Origin of the sequence: Rathayibacter sp. AY1D5, from assembly GCF_002932515.1 — a bacterium.
Taxonomy (GTDB): Bacteria; Actinomycetota; Actinomycetes; order Actinomycetales; family Microbacteriaceae; genus Rathayibacter.
This window is the reverse complement of the sequence record NZ_PSVU01000006.1, coordinates 72,546-94,385: the sequence shown is the minus strand read 5'-3', so window position 1 is coordinate 94,385 and position 21,840 is coordinate 72,546. Positions and strand designations below refer to the sequence as shown.

The following is a 21,840-nucleotide window of genomic DNA, read 5'->3' as shown; positions in this document are numbered from 1 at the left end:
CGTTCGACTTGCATGTGTTAAGCACGCCGCCAGCGTTCGTCCTGAGCCAGGATCAAACTCTCCGTAAAAAAATTACGACCCCCAACCCCGAAGAGAAGGGGAGTCAAGTTTGACCTCTAGCAAATAAGACATCTCTCCGACCCGAAAGCCGGAAGCTGACATCAATTTCCAAAGGAATCCCAACCCGATCCGAAGATCAAGGCCGGGGTATAAAATTGGCATTGAACATAGTGCACGCTGTTGAGTTCTCAAGAATCGGACACATCCCGCCTCCACACCAGAACGGTGCTTCACAACGAAAGTGATCGAAGTTTGCTGTACGAGGGCGTGAGCCACTCGATTTGTCTTGCTTGCCGAGACCGGTTAGGCTTGTCAGAACCGAAGTCCCGATCGCCTCCGTGGCAACTTGACTAACTTAGCACATCCGCAGGCCGTGTCAAGTCCGGCTTCTTCGTGGTGTTCGCTGCACGATAAAGGACCGCACCGCTGCACCGGGCTCGGCCGTGAGGCCTTGCAACGAAGCCGGGACCGTGCCCCGTGGAGGCTTTGCATCTTACGCTCGCGATCCCGCAGTCTTCAAGAGACGAATCTCTAACAGGCCTGGGAGTGAGGGGATGGTCCCCGCTTGAGGTGGGCCAGCTGGTCTCGACGCTCTGCGCCTGACTCCCGCTTGCCGCTCCTTTGGGGTGACGAGGAGTTACATTACGTCGGGCCTCGGCCGAGCGGCAAATCGCCTGCGTCCCGGGCGTGTCGCGATTCAGGGGCCGTGCGTCGCTGAGTGTCCGACTCGGTACCCGACACCGGCTACCGGCTACCGGCTACCGGCTACCGGACACCGAGCTGATGAGACCGCCGACGCCGTCATCGCCCGCGTCCGCTCGAGGACAGCGGGCACGCGGTCAGCGGACGAAGGCCCCGGCGAAGCTCTTCTTGCCGCGACGGAGGACGGCGATCCCGTCGATCAACGGGAGCTCGCCGAGCGTGACGGTCTCGGACGGGAGGGCGGTGTTGTTCACCGAGAGCCCGCCCTGGGCGAGAGCCCGCCGCGCCTCCCCCGTGCTGGCGACGAGTCCGGTCTCGACGAACGCCTGCAGCGCCGGCGTCTCCGGGGTCGCCTCCATCGAGGGCACCGCCTCGAGCGCGCCGCGGAGGATGACCGGGTCGATCCCCTCGAGCGAGCCCTTGCCGAAGAGCGCGGCCGAGGCGTCGATCACCGAGCGCGTCGCCTCCGCTCCGTGCACCAGCGACGTGACCTCCCAGGCGAGCGCGCGCTGCGCCTCCCGGCGGAACGGCTCGTCGGCAGCGGCCTTCTCCAGGCGCTCGATCTCCGTGCGCGGCAGGAAGGTGAAGATCCGCAGGCGGTCGGCGACGTCACGGTCGTCCGTGTTGACCCAGAACTGGTAGAACGCGTACGGGCTGGTGAGCTCGGAGTCGAGCCAGACGGCGTTGCCCTCGCTCTTGCCGAACTTGGTGCCGTCGGAGTTCATCACCAGGGGTGTGCCGATCGCGTGGACCGACACGCCCTCCGTGCGGTGGATCAGGTCGGTCCCGCTCGTCAGGTTGCCCCACTGGTCGCTGCCGCCGGTCTGCAGGACGCACCCGTACTGCCGGTAGAGCTCCAGGTAGTCGAGTCCCTGCAGGATCTGGTAGCTGAACTCGGTGTAGCTGATCCCCGCGTCGGAGTTGAGGCGGGCGCTGACCGCGTCCTTCTTGAGCATCGTCCCCACGCGGAAGTGCTTCCCGATCTCCCGCAGGAAGTCGATCGCCGACAGCGGAGCGGTCCAGTCGAGGTTGTTGACCAGGCGCAGCCCGTTGTCGCCGCCCGCGGGAACGAACCGGGACACCTGCGCCTGGAGGCGCTCGACCCACGCCGTCACCGTCTCGCGCGAGTTCAGCGTCCGCTCGGCCGTCGGACGCGGATCCCCGATCAGCCCGGTCGAGCCGCCGACGAGCCCGAGCGGCCGATGCCCAGCCAGCTGGAGCCGGCGCATGACGATCAGCTGCACCAGGTTCCCGAGGTGGAGGCTGGGCGCGGTCGGGTCGAACCCGCAGTAGTAGGTGATCGGCTCCCCCGACAGCAGCTCGCGCAGCGTTCCGGCGTCGGTCGACACGTGCACCGAGCCTCGCCAGACCAGCTCGTCCCACACGGAGTCGAAGGCGGGGTCGAGCTTCGGGCTCGTCGCGGACCCGGGGAGGTGCTGGTCGATCACCCGACCAGGCTACCGTGGCGGGAAGAAGCCGGTCTCCACCAATCAAGCGCACAGGCTTGATCTCGGGCGATCAAGTGCGGATACTTGATCGGGGAGGTCCGATGTTCGTCGTCACCGCGGATCAGCGCGACAGCAGGCACGACCACGACCGCGTGGACCAGGCGATCGCGAGCCTGATCGACGACGGTCGGGCGACGTTCGTCCTGCCCCCGGAGCGGACGGCGGGCGACGAGTTCCAGTGCGTGCTCGACCGGGCCGATGCCGTCGTCACACTCGTACTCGAGCTGCACCGGACCGGCCACTGGAGCATCGGCCTCGGGATCGGACCCGTCGACCGGCCGCTCCCGGCGACCACGAGAGCGGCGACCGGCGAGGCGTACTTCGCGGCGCGCCGGGCGGTCGAGGCGGCGAAGGGCCGGCCGACGCGCTTCTCCCTCGATCCGGACGCACCGGGAACGGCGGCGCCGGCACCGGCGGACGTCCAGGCGCTGATCGATCCGCTCCTCCTGCTGCGCGACGCTCGCTCCGAGGCCGGCTGGCAGATCGTCGACCTGCTCGAGAGCGGCCTCTCCCAGAAGGATGCGGCCGAGCGCCTCGCCGTCAGCCCGCAGGCGGTCAGCCTCCGGGTCCGCGCGGCGAGTGCTCGAGTCGACGCTCCCGCCCGTGACGCGCTCGCGCGCCTGCTGACAGTGGTCGACCGTACGCTCGACCCCACCGACGAGAGGACACCCCGATGACGGCACCCCCCGGATCCCCCGCCCTGCTCCTCGCCTCCGCGCTGCAGTCCGCCTCGTGGACGGGCGTGGTGCTCGTGCTGCTCGCCGGACTCGCCGGTGCGGTGCTCGCCGTGCGCCTTCGCCGTCCGCAGCTCGCCTGGATCCCCCTCGTGGCGGCGGCCGCCGCCTTCCTGCTCACGGCGGTCGCCGGACCGTCCGCGCCCCCGATCCACTCCGTCCTGGTGGCGGTGCTGGCCTTCGCGCTGGCGATCGCGGGCGGCGGGCCGGTCGTGCTGCTCACCCTCCGGCTCGCGACGGCCGACTCCCGCAGCGGCAGCCACGGCGGCATCATGGTCGCCGGAACCTCCCGCCCCGCCGCCGGGAGCGCGCCCTCGGCGATCGGCCAGCCGATCGAGGTGCTGCGCGGGGGGACGACGATCGGGGTCCTCGAGCGGATCGCGACGGCCGGCGCACTGATGAGCGGTCTCCCCGAGGGGATCGCGGTCGTGGTGGCGATCAAGGGCGTCGGCCGCTTCAGCGAGCTCGCCTCCCCGGAAGCGCGCGAGCGGTTCATCATCGGCACGCTGGCGAGCCTCGCCTGGGCGGCGGCTCTCGGCGTTCTCGCCCGGCTCTACCTCGCGGGCTGAGCTCCGGGCCGCCGCCGGGGCACTGCTCTCCGGTAGGGCGAGACGGTGGGGTCGCCCGGGATGCTGAAGCGCCACGGGAAGTCGTCCCCGCCGCCCGGGCCCGAGACTCCGGTGCGCGGGCCCGCCGCCACGGAGGACGGCCTCTCCCCCGGCAGCAGCTCGAACGCCGCCTCGAGCGGGTCGCCCGACTCGGTGAGACGGACTCCGAGGGCCTTCGCCAGCCGTGCGGGTCCGCGGGCCAGATCCCGGCTGCGAACGGGTCCGCGCCGGATCATCGCGAGATCCTCCCCCGATACGACCTCGCCGGCGCGCAGCAGCACCGCCGACGCCGCGCCCGCCGGGGAGCAGACGATGTTCACGCAGGTGTGCATCCCGTACGTGAAGTACGCGTACACGGACCCGGGCGGACCGAACATGGGAGCCGTCCGGGGTGTCGGTCCGCGGTGCGCATGCGAGCCCGGATCCTCACCGGTTCCGAGGTACGCCTCGACCTCGGTCAGCCGGACGCCGACCACGCCCTCCGGCGTGCGGTGCAGGAGGACGCGGCCGAGCAGCTCCGGTGCCACCTCGAGGGCCGAGCGCGAGAGATCGGGGAGGTCGGCGCTCAGAAGAAGCTCTGGCCCGACACGAGGGTGATCACGATCACCGCGACGATGACGACTGCGGCGACGAGCACCAGAGTCCGCTGCTGCCAGGGGCGCAGCGGCGGACGGCCGTCGTCGCCCGGCGCTCCTCGAAGGGTCACGGGCGCTCCCCTCGGAGGGATCCGCGCACGACCCGGACGCGCTCGGTCAGCCGGGCGAGCTGCTCCGCGACGCGGTCGGGAGCCGTGCCGCCGACACCGTCCCGGCTCGCCACCGATCCCTCGATGCTGAGGACGGACCGCACGTCTGGAGTGAGCAGCGGCGACACCGAGGCGAGCGCGGCGTCGTCGAGATCCTCGAGCCCCCTCCCCTGCGACTCCGCCAGCTTGACCAGCTCACCGGTGATCTCGTGGGCGTCCCGGAAGGGCACGTGCTTCTTCACGAGCCACTCGGCCACGTCGGTCGCGAGGGAGAAGCCCTGGGGCGCGAGCTCCGCCATCCGGTCGGTGTGGAAGGTGAGGGTCGCGATCATGCCGCTGAACGCGGGCAGCAGCACCTCGAGGGTCGTCACCGAGTCGAAGACCGGCTCCTTGTCCTCCTGCAGGTCGCGGTTGTAGGCGAGCGGCAGCGCCTTGAGGGTCGCGAGCAGCCCGGTGAGGTTGCCGATCAAGCGGCCGGACTTCCCCCGGGCGAGCTCGGCGATGTCGGGGTTCTTCTTCTGCGGCATGATCGAGGACCCGGTCGAGTAGCCGTCGTCGAGCGTGACGAAGGCGAACTCCCGCGTGTTCCAGAGGATGACCTCCTCCGCGATGCGCGAGACGTCGATCCCGATCATGGCGGCGACGAAGGCGAACTCGGCGACGAGGTCGCGGCTGGCCGTCCCGTCGATCGAGTTCGGCACGCTCGACGCGAAGCCGAGATCGCGGGCGACCGCCTCGGCGTCCAGGCCGAGGGTCGAGCCGGCGAGGGCGCCCGAGCCGTAGGGCGAGACGTCCGCCCGGACGGCCCAGTCCCGCAGGCGCTCCAGATCGCGCAGCAGTGCCCAGCCGTGGGCGAGCAGATGGTGCGCGAGGAGCACGGGCTGAGCGTGCTGGAGGTGGGTGCGCCCGGGCATGATCGCCGTCGGGTGCGCCGACGCCTGCGCGGCGAGGGCGTCGATGAGCTGCACCACCAGCTCCGAGACGAGCGCCGCGTGGTCGCGGAGGTACATCCGGACGAAGGTGGCGATCTGGTCGTTGCGCGAGCGCCCCGCGCGGAGCTTGCCGCCGAGCTCGGGACCGGCTTCGAGCATCAGGCCGCGCTCGAGGGCGCCGTGCACGTCCTCGTCGGACTCGTCGGCGGCGAAGCTCCCGTCGGCGACGGCAGCCTCGAGCCGGTCGAGCGCCGCGAGCATCGCGGTGAGCTCGGCGTCGTCGAGGTAGCCCGCTCCGGCGAGCGCCCGGGCGTGGGCGCGGGAGCCGGCGAGGTCGTAGGGGGCGAGCTGCCAGTCGAAGTGGGTCGACCTCGAGAGCGCGGCGAGCTCGGGCGAGGGGCCGCCGGCGAAGCGGCCGCCCCAGAGGGCTCCGGCCTCGCCCGCGCGGGCGGAGGGACGTTCCGTCATGGTTCTCCTCGGGTTCGGCTGTCGAGTCTACTGAGCGGCGTCGGCGGTGCCGGCGCGCTCCAGGAGCCACACGAGCAGGGCCTTCTGCGCGTGCAGGCGGTTCTCCGCCTCGTCCCAGATCACGCTCTGCGGGCCGTCGATCACGTCGGCGGTCACCTCGTAGCCGCGGTCCGCGGGCAGGCAGTGCAGGAACAGCGCGTCGGGAGCGGCAGCGGCCATCGTGGCGGCGTCGACCCGGTAGGCGCCGAAGGTCGCGACGCGCGCCGCCTTCTCGTCCTCCTTGCCCATCGACACCCACGTGTCCGTGATCACGATGTCGGAGCCGGCCGCGCCCTCGTCGGGGTCGGTCGTGGTGATCGCCGATCCGCCTGTGGTCGCGGCGATGCGCTGCGCATCGGCCAGGACCGCCGCGTCCGGCGAGTACGACTCCGGGGAGACGATGCGGACGTGCATGCCGGCCGTGGCCCCCGCCAGGAGGTACGAGTGCGCCATGTTGCTCGCTCCGTCGCCGAAGAACGTGAGCGTGAGTCCCGCGAGGTGACCGCGGTGCTCGCGGATGGTCAGCAGGTCGGCGAGGAGCTGGCACGGGTGGAACTCGTCCGAGAGCGCGTTGACGACCGGCACGCGCGTGCTGCGCGCCATCTCCTCCAGGCCCGACTGCGCGTAGGTGCGCCACACGATGGCGGCGACCTGGCGCTCCAGGACCCGCGCCGTGTCGGAGGCGGTCTCCTTGCCGCCGAGCTGGCTGCTCGCGGTCGAGATGATCAGGGGGCTTCCGCCGAGATCGGCGATGCCGACCGCGAAGGAGACGCGGGTGCGCGTGGAGGACTTGTCGAAGATCACGGCGACGGTCTGCGGCCCGGCGAGGGGCTTCCGGGAGAAGCGGTCGCGCTTGAGCTCGAGGGCGAGGTCGAGGATCTCGGCCTGCTCGGCGGGAGTGATGTCGTCGTCGCGGAGGAAGTGGCGGGTCACGGTGCTGGTCGCTTTCGGTGGAGGTACGGGGTCAGAGGGTCTGCAGTGCGCGGCCGAAGCGCTCGGCGAACTCGGCGACGTCGGCGGCGGTCACCACGAGCGGAGGCGCGAGCCGGATGCTCGAGTCGTTCGCCGCGTTCACGATCAGGCCGGCGTCGAGGCAGGCGGCGGCGAGCTCGGCGGCGACCGGCCGGGTCAGGGCGATGCCCAGGAGGAGGCCCGCGCCGCGAACCCCTCCGATCAGGGGCGAGTCGAGAGCGGTCAGCGCGTCGACGATCTGCGCCCCGCGCTCCCGCGCGTTGCCGAGAAGGTCGGCGCGCTCGATCTCGGCGAGCACGGCTCCGGCCACGGCGGTCGCGAGCGGATTGCCGCCGAAGGTGCTGCCGTGGTGGCCCTTCTGCAGGAGGTCGGACGCCTCGCCGAAGGTCACCAGCGCTCCGACGGGGAAGCCTCCGCCGAGCCCCTTGGCCAGGGTGACGGCGTCGGGCAGGATCCCCGCCTCCTGGTACGCGAACCAGCGTCCGGTCCGCCCGACCCCGGTCTGGATCTCGTCGACGATGAGCAGCGCGCTGTGCTCGCGGGTGAGCTCACGCGCGCGCTCGAGGTAGCCGGCCGGCAGCGGGATGACGCCCGCCTCCCCCTGGATGGGCTCGACGATCAGCGCGGCGACGGACTCGTCGAGAGCCGCCTCGAGGGCCTCGATGCTCGCCTCGAGGTGCTCGACCCCTCCCGGCATCGGCTCGAACGGCGCGCGCATGGCCGCTTTGCCGGTCAGCGCGAGCGCGCCCATCGTCCGCCCATGGAACGCGTTCTGCAGCGCCAGGACGCGGTGCCGGCCGCCGGCCGCATTCAGCCGCGCCAGCTTGAAGGCCGCCTCGTTGGCCTCGGTGCCCGAGTTGGCGAAGTAGACGCGGCCCGTCTCCCCGGCCCCGGTCAGGCGGCGCAGGGTCTCGGCGAGCTCGATCTGCGGGGCGGTCGCGAAGTAGTTGGAGACGTGGGCGAGCGCACCGGCCTGGCGCGTCACGGCCTCGACGAACACGGGATGCGCATGGCCGAGCGAGTTGACGGCGATGCCGCCGAGGAAGTCGAGGTACTCCCGCCCGTCGACGTCCCAGACCCGGCAGCCCTCGCCGCGCTCGAGCACGGCGAGCGGCGGCGCGAAGGTCTGCATCATCGCGGCGGAGTAGCGGTCGCGCGCCGAGCCGGTGCGGGACGCGGTCGTGGGGATGGACATGGTGGCCTTTCGATCGGAGCGGTCCGGCCGCGAGGGCCGACGGTGCGCGCGTCCCGGACGGGACGGACGCTCGGAGCCGGGGCCGCTGAGGATCAGCGGCCCGACATTCGCTCCCGGTCGCGGGGGTCGAGCGAGGCGACGACCTCGGTGCCGATGCCCTCCGAGGTGAACACCTCGAGCAGGATCGAGTGCGGGATGCGGCCGTCGATGATGGCGGCCTTGGGCACTCCCCCGCGCACGGCGTCGAGGCAGGCGGTCATCTTGGGGATCATGCCCGATTCGAGCGAGGGCAGCAGAGCCGCGAGGTCGTCCGAGCGGATGTGCGAGACGAGCGACTCGCGGTCGGGCCAGTCGGAGTAGAGGCCGGCCACATCGGTGAGGACGACGAGCTTCTCGGCGCCGAGCGCGACGGCCAGCGCGGCGGCGGCGGCGTCGGCGTTGACGTTCAGCGACTGCGTGGGGTCGTCCGAGTCGGGGGCGATCGAGGACACGACCGGGATCCGGCCGGCCTCGAGCTGAGCGAGGACGGCGGCGGGATCCACGGCGATCACGTCTCCGACGAGTCCGAGGTCGTGCTCCTCGCCGTCGATCACGACACCGCGGCGGCGGCCGACGAAGAGGCCCGCGTCCTCACCGGAGATGCCGGCGGCGAGGGGGCCGTGCTCGTTGATCCGGCGGACGATGTCGCGGCTGATGCTGCCGGTGAGCACCATCCGCACCACCTCCATCGCCTCGGGGCTCGTGACCCGGTAGCCGCCCCGGAACTCGCTCTCGATCCCGAGCCGGTCGAGCATCCGCGAGATCTGGGGCCCACCGCCGTGGACGACCACGGGGCGGATCCCGGCGTAGCGCAGGTAGACCATGTCCTGGGCGAAGGAGCGCCGCAGCTCCTCCGACACCATCGCGTTGCCGCCGAACTTGATCACCATCGTGCGCCCGTGGAAGCTCTGCAGCCAGGGCAGCGACTCGATGAGCGTCGCGGCCTTCCCGGGTGCGGCGTCGCGCTCGGCGCGGCTCTCGGCCGAGAGGGTGGTGTCGTCGCTCATGGCCGCCTCAGCTCGAGTACGCGGAGTTCTCGTGCACGTAGTCGTGCGTGAGGTCGTTGGTCCAGATCGTGGCCGTCGCGTCGCCGGCGTGCAGGTCGATGTCGACGGCGACCTGCCGAGGGGCGAGGTCGACGAGGTCGCGGCTCTCGTGCGGCTCGCCCGCGAGGCAGACCTGCACCCCGTTCATCGCGACGTCGATGCCGTACGGGTCGAACTGCGCATCGGTCGTGCCCACGGCGGCGAGGACGCGGCCCCAGTTGGGGTCCTTGCCGAAGATCGCGGCCTTGAACAGGTTGCTGCGGGAGACGGCGCGGGCGACGACCACGGCCTCGTCCTCGGTCGCGGCGTTCAGCACGCGGATCGCGACGTCGTGGGCGGCGCCCTCCGCGTCGGCCTGCAGCTGCAGGGTGAGGTCGCGGCAGACCGCGGTCAGGGCCTCGGTGAACTCGTCGGCGTCGGCCTCGACGCCGCTGGCGCCGCTCGCGAGCAGTGCGACGGTGTCGTTCGTCGACATGCAGCCGTCCGAGTCGAGGCGGTCGAAGGTGACGCGGGTCGCGGCACGCAGGGCGGTGTCGAGAGCGGCGGACTCGAGGGCCGCGTCGGTCGTGATCACGACCAGCATCGTCGCCAGACCCGGCGCGAGCATCCCGGCGCCCTTGGCCATGCCGCCGATGCTCCAGCCCTGCTCGGAGCGGATAACCGCCTGCTTCGGGACCGTGTCGGTGGTCATGATCGCGCGGGCGGCCGCCTCGCCCGCCTCGGGTCCCCCGGCGAGCTCGGCGGAGGCGCCGGTCACGCCGGGGGCGAGCTTCGCGAGGTCGAGCTGGTCGCCGATCAGCCCGGTGGAGCACACCAGCACGTCGCCGGCGGACACCTCGAGGCTCTCGCCCACGAGCTCCGCGGTGCGGTGGGTGACCTGGAAGCCCTGAGCACCCGTGTAGCAGTTGGCGCCGCCGGAGTTGAGGACGATCGCCGAGACGACGCCGTCGCGCATCACCTGCTCGCTCCAGAGGACGGGGTTCGCCTTGCAGCGGTTGCTCGTGAAGACCGCGGCGGCGCTCTGCAGCGGGCCGAGGTTCTGCACGAGCGCGACGTCGCGCGCTCCGGTCGACTTCAGCCCGGCGACGACTCCCGCCGCCCGGAACCCTGCTGCTGCGGTGACGCTCACGGCGCGACTCCGTTCACGCTCAGGCCGAGGGACTCCGGGAGTCCCAGGGCGATGTTGGTGGACTGGACGGCTGCGCCCGCGGTGCCCTTGACGAGGTTGTCGATGGCCGAGACGACCACGACGCGGCGGGCCCGCTCGTCCACGGCGAGTCCGATCAGAGCGGTGTTCGCCCCTACCACGTCGGCCGTCCGGGGGAAGGAGCCCTCCGGGAGCAGCTGGACGAAGGTCTCGTCGCCGTAGGCGGTCTCCCACGCCGCGCGCACGTCCTGCGCCGAGACGCCGGGAGCGAGGCGCGCGGTCGAGGTCGCCAGGATGCCCCGGGACATCGGCACGAGGACCGGCGTGAACGAGATCGAGACGGGTCCGGCTCCGGCGAGCAGGAGGTTCTGCCGGATCTCGGGATTGTGACGGTGCGCTCCGCCGAGGCCGTAGGCGTGCGCGGAGCCGAGGAGCTCGCTGGCGAGGAGGTCGGTCCGCAGGCTCTTGCCCGCACCCGAGGGGCCGACGGCGAGGACCGCGACGAGGTCCGACGACTCGATCACTCCGGCGTGCAGACCGGGGGCCAGGCCGAGCGTGATCGCCGTGACGTTGCAGCCGGGGACGGCGATGCGCCGCACTCCGGCGAGCGCCTCGCGCTGCTTGCGTCCGCCGCCGCCGATCAGCAGCTCCGGGAGCCCGTAGGGCCAGGCCCCGGCGAAGTCGCCCCCGTAGAAGTCGGCCCAGTCCTGCGGGTCGGTCAGGCGGTGGTCGGCGCCGCAGTCGACGACGAGGACGTCCTCGGGGAGGGTCGCGGTGATCTCGCCCGACTTCCCGTGCGGGAGGGCGAGGAAGACGACGTCGTGCCCGGCGAGGTTCCCGGTCGTCGTGTCGACGAGGACGAGGTCGCGGAGCGAGCGGAGGTGCGGGTGCACGGCGATGAGGGGCTGACCCGCGCTGGCGTGCGCCGTCACCGTGCGCACCTCGAACTCGGGGTGGTCGGCGAGCAGTCGCAGCAGCTCGCCGCCCGCGTAGCCGCTCGCACCGGCCACCGCCACGGAGAAAGTCATGCCCGAGAGCCTAGCCGGTGCGGGTGCGGGGCCCCGCCCGGCCGAGCCGGACGGGACCCCCGGCCTCACTCGCGGAGTCGGACGCCGAAGCGCTCCGCCGCCACGGCCACGCCGTTCTCCTTCGCGGCCGTCGCCTCGGCCGCGGTGAGCGTGCGGTCCGGCGCGCGGAAGCGCAGCGCGAACGTCAGCGACTTCGTCCCCTCGGCGAGCCCGGTGCCGCGGTAGTCGTCGACCAGGCGGATCGCCTCGAGCAGCTCGCCCGCCCCCTCGGCGACGGCGGCGCGCACGTCGGCTGCCGCGATGCCGACCGGCACGACGAGCGAGAGGTCCTGGGTCGCGGCGGGCAGCGCGCCCACCGGACGGGCCACGACGACCCTCCCGGCCCGCGCGAGCAGCGGCTCGAGGTCGAGCTCGACCACGGCGACGCGGCGCGGGAGGTCGAGCTCCTCGGCGAGCGCCGGGAGCAGCTCCCCCGCGTGCCCGATGACCGCGCCGTCGAGCACGACCTCGGCGGTGCGGCCCGGGTGCAGCGCGGCGTGGGCCCCCTGGCGCAGCACGAGCTCGGTGCCGGTCGCTGCGGCGACCTCGCGGACCACGTCGAGGGCGTCGCGCCAGTCGACGTCACGCCCGGCGACACCGGGCTGGCGCACGACGGCGGCACCCGTGAGCAGCGCCGCGAGGTGCCGCGGCTGCGGCGGAATGCCCGCGTTCAGCTCGGCCTCGACCTCCGCGGACGGACGCGTCCCGCCCGCAGGGAGCGCCCCGGAGCCGAACGGGCCGCCGACGGCCGGGAGGAAGACGGAGCCGAGCTCGTAGACCGCGAGATCCGTCAGGCCGCGCGAGCGGTTGCGGGCCGCGACCTGCACGAGACCCGGCAGCAGCGAGATCCGCAGCTGGCCCGCGGTCGCGTCGAGCGGGTTCGCGAGCGTGATCTGCTCCTGCGGCTCCCCGTCGACCGAGCCGAGCCGGTCGTTGATCGAGCGCGAGAGGAACGGGTACGAGAGCACCTCGGTCAGACCCGCGGCGGCGAGCGCCTGGGCGAGGGTGCGGCGCAGCCTCTGGCCCGGGGTCAGACCGCGGCCGGGAGGCGCGACGGGCAGGATCGCCGGGATGCGGTCGTACCCGGTGATGCGGGCGACCTCCTCCGCGAGCGAGGCGCGGTCGACGAGGTCCGGGCGCCAGCTCGGCGGAGTCACCAGCAGGCCCGCTCCGCCGGCCTCGACGGAAGCGCCGATCTCGACGAGCGCGCCGCGGATCTCCTCCGGGGTGTACTCCACCCCGATGAGGCCTGCGACGTAGCCGTCCGGCAGCTCGACCGGCTCCGCCGTGCGCGGGTCGGCCAGGACCGAGCCGAGCTCGTCCGCCGTGCCGCCGGCGAGCTCCACCAGCAGCTGCACCGCGCGGGCCGCGGCGACCGAGGCCACCTCGGGGTCGACGCCGCGCTCGAAGCGCCGCGACGCCTCGCTCGGCAGCTTGTGCCGGCGAGCCGTCCGGGCGATCGAGACCGGGTCGAAGTTCGCCGCCTCGAGCAGGACGTCGGACGTGGCGTCCGAGATCTCGGTGCGCGCGCCCCCCATCACTCCGGCGAGGCCGATCGCCCCGCCGTCGTCGGCGATGACGAGGTCCTCCGCGTGCAGGTGCCGGGTCTGGCCGTCGAGCGTCTCGAGGGTTTCCCCCGGTGCGGCGCGGCGCACCACGAGGCCGCCCTGCAGGGTCGCCAGGTCGTAGCCGTGCAGCGGCTGGCCGAGCTCGAACATCACGTAGTTGGTGATGTCCACGACGAGCGAGATCGAGCGGACGCCGGCCAGGCGCAGTCGCGCGAGCATCCACGGCGGCGTCGGTCGCGAGACGTCGACGCCCCGGACGACGCGCGTGACGAACACGGAGGCGCCGACACGGCCGCGGATCGGCGCCTCGTCGGCCACGGACACGGGGAAGACGGGCGCCGTCTCCGTGCGCTCGTGCGGAGGGAGCGCCCGAGCGGGGTCGCGGAAGGCGGCTCCGGTGGCGTGGGCGTACTCGCGGGCGATGCCGCGGATCGAGAAGGCGTAGCCGCGGTCGGGCGTCACGTTGACCTCGACCGCGGCGTCGTCGAGACCGAGGAGCGCGACGGCGTCCGTGCCCGGCTCCGGGTCGAGCCCGAGTGAGGCGAGGCGGAGGATGCCGTCGTGGTCGTCCCCGAGGCCGAGCTCGCGGCTCGAGGCGATCATCCCGTCGGACACGTGCCCGTAGGTCTTCCGCGCGGAGATCGGGAACGGCCCGGGCAGGACCGCGCCCGGCAGTGACACGACGACCTTGTCGCCGGCCGCGAAGTTGTGGGCTCCGCAGACGATGCCGCGGACGTCCTCTCCGCCGTCGGCGGCACGCCCGCCCTCCGGGGCCACGCGGACGTGGCACCAGTTGATGGTCTTGCCGTTCTTCTGCGGCTCCGGAGCGAGGTCGAGCACCTCACCGACGACGACGGGGCCGGTCACCTCGAAGCGGTGGACGTCCTCCTCCTCCAGGCCGACCGACACCAGGGACGCGTGCACGGACTCCGTCGTGACGTCCTGCTCGAGGTCCACGTACTCCCCCAGCCAGCTCAGCGGGATGCGCATCAGATCACCATCCCGTACTGCTCGCTGAAGCGGACGTCGCCCTCGACCATGTCGCGCATGTCCTTCACGTCGTTGCGGAACATCAGGGTCCGCTCGATCCCCATGCCGAAGGCGAACCCGGAGTACTCCTCGGGGTCGATCCCGGCCGCGCGCAGCACGTTCGGATTGACCATGCCGCAGCCGCCCCACTCGATCCAGCGGGCACCACCGACGAAGGTCGGGTGCCAGACGTCCAGCTCGGCGCTGGGCTCGGTGAAGGGGAAGTAGTTCGGCCGCAGGCGGATGCGCGCGTCGTCGCCGAAGAGGATCCGCGCGACGTGCTCGAGGGTGCCGCGCAGGTGCGCCATGGTCAGGCCGCGGTCGACGGCGAGGCCCTCGAACTGCGTGAACACGGGCGTGTGCGTCGCGTCGAGCTCGTCGGTGCGGTACACCCGGCCCGGAGCGATCACGTACAGCGGCAGCGGGCGCTCGAGCATCGAGCGGATCTGCACCGGCGAGGTGTGCGTGCGCAGCACCAGGTGCGAGTCGACGGGGTCGACGAAGAAGGTGTCCTGCATGGCGCGGGCCGGGTGGTCCTCGTCGAAGTTCAGGGCGTCGAAGTTGAACCACTCGTTCTCGAGCTCCGGCCCCTCCGCGATCTCCCAGCCCATCCCGACGAACACGTCGGCGATCGACTCCTGGAGGAGCGAGAGGGGGTGGCGGGCGCCGCGGCGCACGAAGCTGGCGCCGGCGGTGACGTCCACGCGCTCGGCCTCGAGCGCGGCCGCGTCCTCCGCCTCGACGAGCTCGGCCTCGCGGGCGGCGTAGGCGTCGCCCACCTGCTTGCGGGCACCGCCGACGAGCTTGCCGGACGCCGCCTTGTGCTCGGGCGGGACGGAGCGCATCTGCGCGTTGAGGCGGGCGAGGGCGGACCCCTCGCCGAGGTGGGCGGCTCGGGCGGACTTCAGAGCGGTGGAGTCGCCCGCCGCGCCGATGGCGGCGAGGGCGTCGGCGACCGCCGCGGAGACGGCCTCGTCGGTGATCGGGTTGCTGTCTGACACGATCCCCCAGTGTAGGCGAGGGCCTCCGCCCCCTCCCGCCGCCCGCGCGCGGTGCTCGTCGCGCTCGCCCGCGGCCGGCCCCCGTCTGCGCCGACGGCTCTCGAAGCCCCGCCACCGGCGCTGCTCGACCAGCAGGGGCGGGTTCTCGCTACGCCGGGGTCGGAGGCCGCTCCACCGGCAGGAGGCGGGGCACCGCCGGACGGGAAGACGCCCGGACCGATCGCGGCTCCCCGATCGCCACCGCCTCCGCGTCGACGACGCCGGAGCGGAGCACCACCGCTCGATGCGCTGAGCGATCGCCGGACCCTCGAGGCGAACGGAGGAATCGCGTGCGAGCGATTCCTCCTAGCCGGACGCAGGACGCTCTGCGGAACCCGACCCCGTCAGGAAGCCGACCGCGGTGAGGATCGCCCTCGGGCGATCCTCACAGTTCAGTCCTGCACAGCGATCAGCTGCGTGTCCGTCTGCGCGCGGGCTGCGGGGTGGCCGCCGATGGTGCGGCCGCCGCGTCCGCCGCTCTTCGTGCGGATCTCGATCCACTTCGCCAGCCCCGAGAGGAGGAGGCAGATGCCGATGTAGATCGCTCCGATGACGATCGCCGCCGGGATGATCGGGCTGTCGAGGCTCGACTGGTTGCCCAGGTAGCGCGCGTAGTACAGCAGCTCGTTGTAGGTGATGATCGAGCCGAGCGCCGTGTCCTTGAGGGCGACGACGAGCTGGGCGATGATCACGGGCAGCATCGAGCGGATCGCCTGGGGGAACAGGATGAGCCGCATCACGCCGGACTTGCGCAGGCCGATCGCGTAGCCCGCCTCTTTCTGTCCTCGCGGGAGGGCCTCGATGCCGGCGCGGAAGATCTCGGAGAAGACGGAGCCGTTGTAGAGGGTCAGGGCGATGACGACGGCGAGGTAGGGGCTGAGCTTGAGGCCCGCGAACGGCAGGCCGTAGTACATCAGCATCATCAGGATCAGGACGGGGATCGCCCGGAACAGCTCGATGAAGAGCGTGACGGGGACGTTGATCCAGCGCCGGTCCGAGAGCCGGCCGATCGCCAGGAGGAGGCCGAGGACGAGGCTGGCGACGCCCGCCGTGGCGAAGGCCGCGAGCGTGCGGCCGAGGGCGCCGCCGATGCTCTGCCAGACCAGCGGGTAGCCGAACGCCCGCCACTTGGAGGCGTCGAACTGGCCGGACTCCGCGAAGCGCCAGACCACGAAGCCGAGGAACGCCGCGATCAGCAGGACGACGACGACGCCGATGACGCGGTTGCGCACGACGGCCCGCGGGCCGGGGTTGTCGAAGAGGACGGAGCTCATCGGGCGACCCTCCACTTCTTCTCGAGCTGACGTTGGACGAGCGAGAGCAGGGTGACCAGGACCACGAAGACCAGGGCCACCCAGAGGACGACGATGAGGCTGTTCTCGCCGCGCTCGTTGAGCACGCGGACGATGGTGCCCGCCTCCGCGACCGAGAAGCCGGCGGCGACGGTGGTGTTCTTCAGCAGCGCGATCAGGACGCTCATGAGCGGCGGGATCACGGAGCGGAAGGCCTGGGGCAGGACGACCTGCGTCATCGTGAGGCCGAAGTCGAGGCCGATCGCACGGGCCGCCTCGGCCTGGCCGATCGGCACGGTGTTGATGCCCGACCGCAGCACCTCCGCGACGTAGGTCGCGGTGTAGAGGCTGAGGGCGCAGATCGCGAGGTTCGTGTAGTCCACCTGCGGCAGGTCGAGCTTGGGGTAGCCGAAGGCGAAGAAGAACATCACCAGCGTGAGCGGGGTGTTCCGGATGGTGTTCACGTACACCGTGCCGACCGCGCGGGCGATCGGGACGGGCGAGACGCGCATCGCGCCGACCACCGTGCCGATCAGCAGGGCGAACACGAGCGAGACGCTGAAGAGGATCAGGGTGTTGCCGAAGGCCGGGACGTAGACGTCGAGGTTGTTCAACAGGACATCCATGCGGCTGGCCCTTCTGTCGGAGCGGTGGCGGTGGTCGAGGAGAGGGGACCCCCGGGCGGCGGTCGGGCCGCCCGGGGCGCCTCCTAGTAGTCGTTCACCGCCGGCTGGGTGACGGTCGTGCCGGACTGGCCGAGCGTCTCGTCGTAGATGGCGCTCCAGGTCTCGCCGCCGTCGGTCAGCATGCCGTTGACGAAGTGGCGCAGGGCGTCGTCGTCCTTCGGCAGGCCGATGCCGTAGAGCTCGGTGCTGAAGGGCTCTCCGACGACCTTGAGCTCGTCGGGCTTCTGAGCGGCGTAGCCGATCAGGATCGCGCCGTCGGTGGTGACGGCGTCGACGGTGCCGTCGGAGAGGGCGTCCACGCACTGCGAGTACGTGTCGAACTCCTCGGTCTTCACCTCGGGGTAGTTGGTGCGGATGTTCTGGATCGGGGTGGAGCCGGTGGCCGAGCACACGGTGGTGTCGGCGGTGAGGTCGTCCGGTCCGGTGATCGTGTCGTTGTCGGCCGCGACGAGCAGCTGCTGGCCGGTCTCGAAGTAGGGTCCGGCGAAGCCGACCTGCTCCTTGCGCTTGTCGGTGATCGAGTAGGTGCCGACGTAGTAGTCGATGTCGCCGTTCACGATCGACGCCTCGCGGTTGGCCGACGGGATCGCCTTGAACTCGATGGCGTCGGCCGCGAAGCCGAGCGAGGCCGCGGTCCACTTCGCGATCTCGATGTCGAAGCCGGAGCGCTCGCCGGTCGCCGCGTCGAGGTAGCCCAGCCCGGGCTGGTCCTCCTTGACGCCGATGACGACCTTGCCGTCCGCGGTCATCGCGTCGAAGGTCGGGCTGCCCTCGAGAGTGACGTCGGAGGCGACCTCGTACGCGGAGGTCCCTCCCTCGGAGCCTCCACCGGCGCCGCCGCCGGCGGTTCCGGAGTCGCCGGAGCAGCCGGCGAGGGCGAGGGTCGCTGCCGCGAGTCCCGCGGTCATGAACATGAGCCTGGTGCGCATGATCGTCCTTCCTGGGGTTCGGCCCGCCGAAGCGGGCGATGTCGGGTCGGCTCCCGGGTCACGGGTCCGACCTGCCTGGTGGCTGCTGATCGGCCTTCTAGTGCGTGATGAGCTTGGAGAGGAAGTCCTTGGCCCGGTCGGTGCGGGGCGCGGTGAAGAACGACTCCGGGTCGGTGTCCTCGAGGATCTCGCCGTCGGCCATGAACACGACGCGATCGGCGGCCTTCCGGGCGAAGCCCATCTCGTGGGTGACGACGATCATCGTCATCCCGTCCTTGGCGAGCCCGACCATCACGTCCAGGACCTCGTTGATCATCTCGGGGTCGAGCGCCGAGGTCGGCTCGTCGAACAGCATCACCTTGGGCTTCATCGCCAGCGCCCGCGCGATCGCGACGCGCTGCTGCTGCCCGCCGGAGAGCTGGGCCGGGGTCTTGGCGGCCTGGTGGCCGACGCCGACCCGGTCGAGCAGTGCCGTGGCCTGGGCCTCCGCGTCCTTGCGGGAGAGCCCGCGGACCTTGATCGGGCCGAGGGTGACGTTCTCGAGGATCGTCTTGTGCGCGAAGAGGTTGAACGACTGGAAGACCATCCCGACGTCGGCGCGGAGCGCGGCGAGGCCCTTGCCCTCCTCCGGGAGCTTCTGACCGTCGATGGTGATGGTGCCGCCCGAGATCGTCTCGAGCCGGTTGACCGTGCGGCAGAGCGTCGACTTGCCGGATCCGGAGGGACCGAGGACCACGACGACCTCGCCCCGGTGCACCGTCAGATCGATGTCCTTCAGAGCCTGGAAGTCGCCGTAGTGCTTCTGCACCCCGGAGAGGACGACGAGGGGTTCACCGGCGGGAGCGGCGGCGCGCTCGTCTTGCGGGGCTGTGACCATGCCGTCAGAGAAGCACACGGGGATGGGCCGGTCAAATCATGAGGGAATTCTTAACCGAAGGGTAACAACGCACCCTGTTCTCCAGGTTCGCGGCACCCTCGGCCCGGTTCCTCTCAGGAACGCAGCGCGAAGGCGCTCTCGTACAGGCAGACGGAGGCCGCGGTCGCGAGGTTGAGCGACTCCGCCGCCCCGTAGATGGGCACCGCGACCACGCCGTCGACGAGGGCGAGCGACTCGTCCTCGAGGCCGCGCGCCTCGTTGCCGAAGACCCAGACGGTCGGCTGGGCGAGGTCCCCGCGTGCGCGGACGTCGAGCAGGTCCTCCCCCTTCACGTCGGCCGCGACGGAGCGCAGTCCCACGCCGCGGAGCCGGCCCAGCACATCGGCGAGGTCGGCGCCGACCGCGACCGGGAGGTGGAAGAGCGAGCCGGTCGTGGAGCGCACGACCTTGGGATTGTAGAGGTCGACCGAGCGGCCGGACAGCACGACCGCGTCGGCGCCGGCGGCGTCGGCGGCACGGATGATCGTGCCGAGGTTGCCCGGATCGCGGACCTCCTCGAGCACCGCCACGAGGCGCGGCTCGGAGGCGACGACGTCCTTGAGCGACGTGGGGAACTGACGGCAGACCGCGACGAAGCCCTGCGGAGTGACGGTGTCGGCCATCGCGTCGAGGACGTCCTCGGTCACGTACTCGATCTCCACCTCCGCCTCGGCGGCGGCGGCGACGATCTCGGGGTGGCGCTCCAGAGCGGTCGGAGTCGCGAACGACTCGACGATCAGCTCCGGGCGGTACTGCAGCGCCTCGGAGAGTGCCTGCGGGCCCTCGAGGAGGAAGAGCCCCGTCTCGAGCCGGGCCGGGCGGCGGGTGAGCTTCGCCACGGAGCGGACACGGGGAGAGCGGGGGTTGTCGAGCATGCGGCGAGCCTATCGGCGCGGTGATCGCCGCCCCCGCAGACACGGCGCGGGAGGGCCTGCGGACGACGGAGGGGGCCGCGACCTCTCGGTCGCGACCCCCTCCGGGAATCCGTGCTGACTACGCTGCGGCCTTGGGCGCCGAGGTGTCGGCGGGCAGCGCGCTCTTCGCGGTCGCGACGAGCGAGGCGAACGTGGCCGGCTCGGTGATCGCGAGGTCCGCGAGGATGCGGCGGTCGACCTGGACGCCGGCCAGGGCGAGGCCCTGGATGAAGCGGTTGTAGGTCAGGCCGTTCGCGCGGGACGCGGCGTTGATGCGCTGGATCCAGAGACGACGGAACTCGCCCTTCTTGGCGCGGCGGTCGCGGTACGAGTAGACGAGGGAGTGGGTGACCTGCTCCTTCGCCTTGCGGTAGAGGCGCGACCGCTGGCCGCGGTAGCCCGAGGCGCGCTCGAGGATGACGCGACGCTTCTTATGGGCGTTGACGGCCCTCTTCACTCTTGCCATTGCTGTTTCTTCCTATCGATCCGTGTCGGCTGAGTAGCGACCACGCGGCGCAGCGGGCTGCGCCGGCGGTGGGCTACAGACCGAGAAGCTTCTTGGCGACCTTGGCGTCCTGCGGGGCGAGGACCTGGTCCTGGTTGAGGCGGCGCGTGCGAACGCTGGACTTGGACTCCAGGTTGTGACGCATGCCGGCCTGCTGCTTCATGACCTTGCCGGAGCCGGTCACCTTGAAGCGCTTCTTGGCACCCGAGTGGGTCTTCATCTTGGGCATGTTCTCTCCTTGTGAACGTCACTCCGCGCTCGGCGGGGCGAAACCGGTGCCCCGCGAGCGGGGCGTCCACCGGCCCCGAGGCCGGGGCGGCGAAGTACTAGACGGACTCGGCCTCGGCCGTGTCCTCGGGGGTGTTGGCCTCGCGACGAGCGGCGCGGACCGCATTGGCCTCGGCCTTCGCCTCGGACTTGTTCTTCAGCGGGCCGATGACCATCACCATGTTGCGACCGTCGATGGTCGGGGTGGACTCGACCTGGCCGAACTCGGCGACGTCCTCCGCGAAGCGCTGGAGCAGGCGGACGCCCATCTCGGGGCGCGACTGCTCGCGACCGCGGAAGAGGATCATCGCCTTGACCTTGTCGCCGGCCTTCAGGAAGCCCTCGGCGCGCTTGCGCTTGGTCTCGTAGTCGTGCTTGTCGATCTTCAGGCGGAAACGGACCTCCTTGAGGATCGTGTTCGCCTGGTTGCGACGGGCTTCCTTGAGCTTCTGAGCCTGCTCGTACTTGAACTTCCCGTAGTCCATGATCTTGGCCACGGGCGGCTTGGAGTTGGGGGCGACCTCGACCAGGTCCAGGTCTGCGTCCTGCGCGAGTCGCAGGGCGACCTCGATCTTGACGACGCCGACCTGTTCTCCTGCGGGACCCACGAGGCGGACCTCGGGGACGCGGATACGGTCGTTGGTACGGGGATCGCTGATTGCGTTTCTCCTCTGATCTCGGTGAGTGCAGCTGCGCTGCCGGAGTCTTCTCCAGCGCACCCGAGAGAGGTGATCGTCCCGTCCACGTCGTGCCTGCAGCACGGCGCTCGCACCCTGTGACGCGGTTCCCGAGGCGGACCTCGAGAGCCGCAGCCCTGCCTCCGGTGGTCTGACGACCCTCGGGGGCGGAGTGCTTCTGACCCGGTAACCTTGTGAAGCGGTCAAGCGCGGGTGGGAGAATCTCCACTTTCGAACCGAGGACATGCCTCGGAGCCCGGACAACCATAGCAGACCGGCGGCCCGCCCGACAGAGCGGATCCGGCCGCCCCTCGATCCTCTGCTGCGGCAGCCGCGCCCCTCCACCACGGACGACGAACGAAGGACCCATGGCCCAGTACGACGACGACTACACGCGACGATTCGGCGAGGACGGCGGAGCCTCCGACGTGGAGGCCGCGCGCGACATCGCGGAGGTCCCGGCGGTGGAGATCATCACCACCGCCGCCGTGCACCTGATGAGCGCGGCCGCCGTCAAGTGCGGGCTCGCCGACGAGCCCGGAGCGCAGGTCGACCTCGACGAGGCGCGCAAGCTCATCAACGCGCTCGCGGGCCTGGTCACGGCCGGGGCGCCCGACATCAGCGACATGCACGCCCGGAGCCTGCGCGACGGCCTCCGCACCCTCCAGCTCGCGTTCCGTGAGGCGTCCCCGATCGCCGACCCGATCGGCAAGGGCCCGGGCGAGAAGTGGACCGGCCCGGTCACCTGATCGGGA

Annotated in this window: 22 protein-coding genes and 1 rRNA gene; 3 read left to right on the top strand and 20 right to left on the bottom strand. The window is 71.5% G+C overall.

Translation table 11 applies throughout. From position 1 onward, the window contains the following. Positions 1-68: ribosomal RNA gene (locus C5C82_RS03255) — 16S ribosomal RNA — on the bottom strand; the annotation flags it as partial. Between the two features lie 831 nt (positions 69-899). Then, a complete protein-coding gene (gene tyrS, locus C5C82_RS03250; RefSeq protein WP_104295160.1) occupies positions 900-2,210 on the bottom strand; it encodes a tyrosine--tRNA ligase in 1,311 nt (436 codons plus the stop codon). A gap of 101 nt (positions 2,211-2,311) precedes the next feature. Between tyrS and C5C82_RS03245 the strand changes: the two genes are divergently transcribed. Together C5C82_RS03245 and C5C82_RS03240 are read left to right on the top strand one after the other, a co-directional pair. Then, on the top strand, positions 2,312-2,947 hold the full coding sequence (locus C5C82_RS03245; protein ID WP_104295161.1) for a DNA-binding protein: 636 nt from the start codon (positions 2,312-2,314) through the stop codon (positions 2,945-2,947). Next, positions 2,944-3,573 (top strand): hypothetical protein, encoded by a 630-nt coding sequence (locus tag C5C82_RS03240; RefSeq protein WP_258059401.1) that lies wholly within the window; start codon positions 2,944-2,946, stop codon positions 3,571-3,573. Before C5C82_RS03245 ends, C5C82_RS03240 begins: the two co-directional genes overlap by 4 nt. On the opposite strand, the gene C5C82_RS03235 is transcribed toward C5C82_RS03240, so the two are convergent. The 18 genes from C5C82_RS03235 to infC form a co-directional block, all read right to left on the bottom strand. Then, on the bottom strand, positions 3,558-4,181 hold the full coding sequence (locus tag C5C82_RS03235; RefSeq protein WP_104354589.1) for a DNA-3-methyladenine glycosylase: 624 nt from the start codon (positions 4,179-4,181) through the stop codon (positions 3,558-3,560). The two genes, C5C82_RS03240 and C5C82_RS03235, sit on opposite strands and share 16 nt — an antisense overlap. Beyond that, a complete protein-coding gene (locus tag C5C82_RS17420; RefSeq protein ID WP_160034127.1) occupies positions 4,178-4,318 on the bottom strand; it encodes a hypothetical protein in 141 nt (46 codons plus the stop codon). Before C5C82_RS17420 ends, C5C82_RS03235 begins: the two co-directional genes overlap by 4 nt. After that, positions 4,315-5,757 carry an argininosuccinate lyase gene (gene argH / locus C5C82_RS03230; protein ID WP_104283772.1) on the bottom strand — a complete coding sequence of 481 codons (1,443 nt, stop codon included), beginning with the start codon at positions 5,755-5,757 and terminating at the stop codon, positions 4,315-4,317. Before argH ends, C5C82_RS17420 begins: the two co-directional genes overlap by 4 nt. A gap of 27 nt (positions 5,758-5,784) precedes the next feature. Beyond that, complete coding sequence (argF, locus tag C5C82_RS03225) at positions 5,785-6,729, bottom strand: ornithine carbamoyltransferase (RefSeq protein WP_104238645.1); 945 nt, start codon at positions 6,727-6,729, stop codon at positions 5,785-5,787. A gap of 31 nt (positions 6,730-6,760) precedes the next feature. After that, a complete protein-coding gene (locus C5C82_RS03220; RefSeq protein ID WP_104226318.1) occupies positions 6,761-7,963 on the bottom strand; it encodes an acetylornithine transaminase in 1,203 nt (400 codons plus the stop codon). A 92-nt stretch (positions 7,964-8,055) separates the two neighbouring features. Next, positions 8,056-9,009 (bottom strand): acetylglutamate kinase, encoded by a 954-nt coding sequence (gene argB / locus C5C82_RS03215; protein WP_104226317.1) that lies wholly within the window; start codon positions 9,007-9,009, stop codon positions 8,056-8,058. Between the two features lie 7 nt (positions 9,010-9,016). Then, positions 9,017-10,177 carry a bifunctional glutamate N-acetyltransferase/amino-acid acetyltransferase ArgJ gene (argJ, locus tag C5C82_RS03210; RefSeq protein WP_104226316.1) on the bottom strand — a complete coding sequence of 387 codons (1,161 nt, stop codon included), beginning with the start codon at positions 10,175-10,177 and terminating at the stop codon, positions 9,017-9,019. Continuing rightward, a complete protein-coding gene (gene argC / locus C5C82_RS03205; RefSeq protein ID WP_104354588.1) occupies positions 10,174-11,223 on the bottom strand; it encodes an N-acetyl-gamma-glutamyl-phosphate reductase in 1,050 nt (349 codons plus the stop codon). The genes argJ and argC overlap by 4 nt, the downstream gene beginning before the upstream one ends. 65 nt (positions 11,224-11,288) lie before the next feature. Continuing rightward, positions 11,289-13,820: a phenylalanine--tRNA ligase subunit beta gene (pheT, locus tag C5C82_RS03200; protein WP_104354587.1), complete on the bottom strand. Its 2,532-nt coding sequence runs from the start codon at positions 13,818-13,820 to the stop codon at positions 11,289-11,291. Beyond that, the gene (gene pheS / locus C5C82_RS03195; RefSeq protein ID WP_104250188.1) at positions 13,820-14,860 is read right to left on the bottom strand and encodes a phenylalanine--tRNA ligase subunit alpha; all 1,041 of its coding nucleotides are present in this window, start codon (positions 14,858-14,860) and stop codon (positions 13,820-13,822) included. Before pheS ends, pheT begins: the two co-directional genes overlap by 1 nt. A 431-nt stretch (positions 14,861-15,291) precedes the next feature. Next, on the bottom strand, positions 15,292-16,173 hold the full coding sequence (locus tag C5C82_RS03190) for an amino acid ABC transporter permease (RefSeq protein WP_104224492.1): 882 nt from the start codon (positions 16,171-16,173) through the stop codon (positions 15,292-15,294). After that, entirely contained in the window at positions 16,170-16,817 is a 648-nt protein-coding gene (locus C5C82_RS03185) for an amino acid ABC transporter permease (protein WP_104224491.1), read from the bottom strand. The genes C5C82_RS03190 and C5C82_RS03185 overlap by 4 nt, the downstream gene beginning before the upstream one ends. Positions 16,818-16,900: 83 nt before the next feature. Beyond that, positions 16,901-17,806 carry a glutamate ABC transporter substrate-binding protein gene (locus C5C82_RS03180; protein WP_159913628.1) on the bottom strand — a complete coding sequence of 302 codons (906 nt, stop codon included), beginning with the start codon at positions 17,804-17,806 and terminating at the stop codon, positions 16,901-16,903. 97 nt (positions 17,807-17,903) lie between these two features. Continuing rightward, positions 17,904-18,683: an amino acid ABC transporter ATP-binding protein gene (locus C5C82_RS03175; RefSeq protein ID WP_104224489.1), complete on the bottom strand. Its 780-nt coding sequence runs from the start codon at positions 18,681-18,683 to the stop codon at positions 17,904-17,906. Positions 18,684-18,796: 113 nt separating this feature from the next. Beyond that, positions 18,797-19,597, bottom strand: coding sequence for an RNA methyltransferase (locus tag C5C82_RS03170; protein WP_104224488.1), 801 nt, complete (start codon positions 19,595-19,597; stop codon positions 18,797-18,799). A gap of 118 nt (positions 19,598-19,715) precedes the next feature. Next, on the bottom strand, positions 19,716-20,102 hold the full coding sequence (gene rplT / locus C5C82_RS03165) for a 50S ribosomal protein L20 (RefSeq protein WP_104224487.1): 387 nt from the start codon (positions 20,100-20,102) through the stop codon (positions 19,716-19,718). A gap of 73 nt (positions 20,103-20,175) precedes the next feature. Beyond that, complete coding sequence (gene rpmI, locus C5C82_RS03160) at positions 20,176-20,370, bottom strand: 50S ribosomal protein L35 (protein ID WP_055793295.1); 195 nt, start codon at positions 20,368-20,370, stop codon at positions 20,176-20,178. 97 nt (positions 20,371-20,467) lie between these two features. After that, the gene (infC, locus tag C5C82_RS03155) at positions 20,468-21,016 is read right to left on the bottom strand and encodes a translation initiation factor IF-3 (RefSeq protein ID WP_374952931.1); all 549 of its coding nucleotides are present in this window, start codon (positions 21,014-21,016) and stop codon (positions 20,468-20,470) included. 437 nt (positions 21,017-21,453) lie between these two features. Here infC and C5C82_RS03150 point away from each other — a divergent pair, with 437 nt between their 5' ends. Continuing rightward, positions 21,454-21,834, top strand: a complete 381-nt coding sequence (locus tag C5C82_RS03150) for a DUF1844 domain-containing protein (RefSeq protein WP_104313470.1) — start codon at positions 21,454-21,456, stop codon at positions 21,832-21,834. The last annotated feature ends 6 nt before the right edge of the window (positions 21,835-21,840 follow it).

Bases quoted from the DNA above. Each gene is read 5' to 3' on its own strand.
- C5C82_RS03220 (WP_104226318.1), bottom strand. From the start codon at position 7,963: ATGTCCATCCCCACGACCGCGTCCCGCACCGGCTCGGCGCGCGACCGC.
- C5C82_RS03240 (WP_258059401.1), top strand. From the start codon at position 2,944: ATGACGGCACCCCCCGGATCCCCCGCCCTGCTCCTCGCCTCCGCGCTG.
- C5C82_RS03245 (WP_104295161.1), top strand. From the start codon at position 2,312: ATGTTCGTCGTCACCGCGGATCAGCGCGACAGCAGGCACGACCACGAC.
- argH (WP_104283772.1), bottom strand. From the start codon at position 5,757: ATGACGGAACGTCCCTCCGCCCGCGCGGGCGAGGCCGGAGCCCTCTGG.
- C5C82_RS03150 (WP_104313470.1), top strand. From the start codon at position 21,454: ATGGCCCAGTACGACGACGACTACACGCGACGATTCGGCGAGGACGGC.
- argB (WP_104226317.1), bottom strand. From the start codon at position 9,009: ATGAGCGACGACACCACCCTCTCGGCCGAGAGCCGCGCCGAGCGCGAC.
- C5C82_RS03180 (WP_159913628.1), bottom strand. From the start codon at position 17,806: ATGCGCACCAGGCTCATGTTCATGACCGCGGGACTCGCGGCAGCGACC.
- argC (WP_104354588.1), bottom strand. From the start codon at position 11,223: ATGACTTTCTCCGTGGCGGTGGCCGGTGCGAGCGGCTACGCGGGCGGC.
- C5C82_RS03190 (WP_104224492.1), bottom strand. From the start codon at position 16,173: ATGAGCTCCGTCCTCTTCGACAACCCCGGCCCGCGGGCCGTCGTGCGC.
- C5C82_RS03170 (WP_104224488.1), bottom strand. From the start codon at position 19,597: ATGCTCGACAACCCCCGCTCTCCCCGTGTCCGCTCCGTGGCGAAGCTC.
- pheT (WP_104354587.1), bottom strand. From the start codon at position 13,820: ATGCGCATCCCGCTGAGCTGGCTGGGGGAGTACGTGGACCTCGAGCAG.
- C5C82_RS03175 (WP_104224489.1), bottom strand. From the start codon at position 18,683: ATGGTCACAGCCCCGCAAGACGAGCGCGCCGCCGCTCCCGCCGGTGAA.
- rplT (WP_104224487.1), bottom strand. From the start codon at position 20,102: ATGGCAAGAGTGAAGAGGGCCGTCAACGCCCATAAGAAGCGTCGCGTC.
- C5C82_RS03185 (WP_104224491.1), bottom strand. From the start codon at position 16,817: ATGGATGTCCTGTTGAACAACCTCGACGTCTACGTCCCGGCCTTCGGC.
- rpmI (WP_055793295.1), bottom strand. From the start codon at position 20,370: ATGCCCAAGATGAAGACCCACTCGGGTGCCAAGAAGCGCTTCAAGGTG.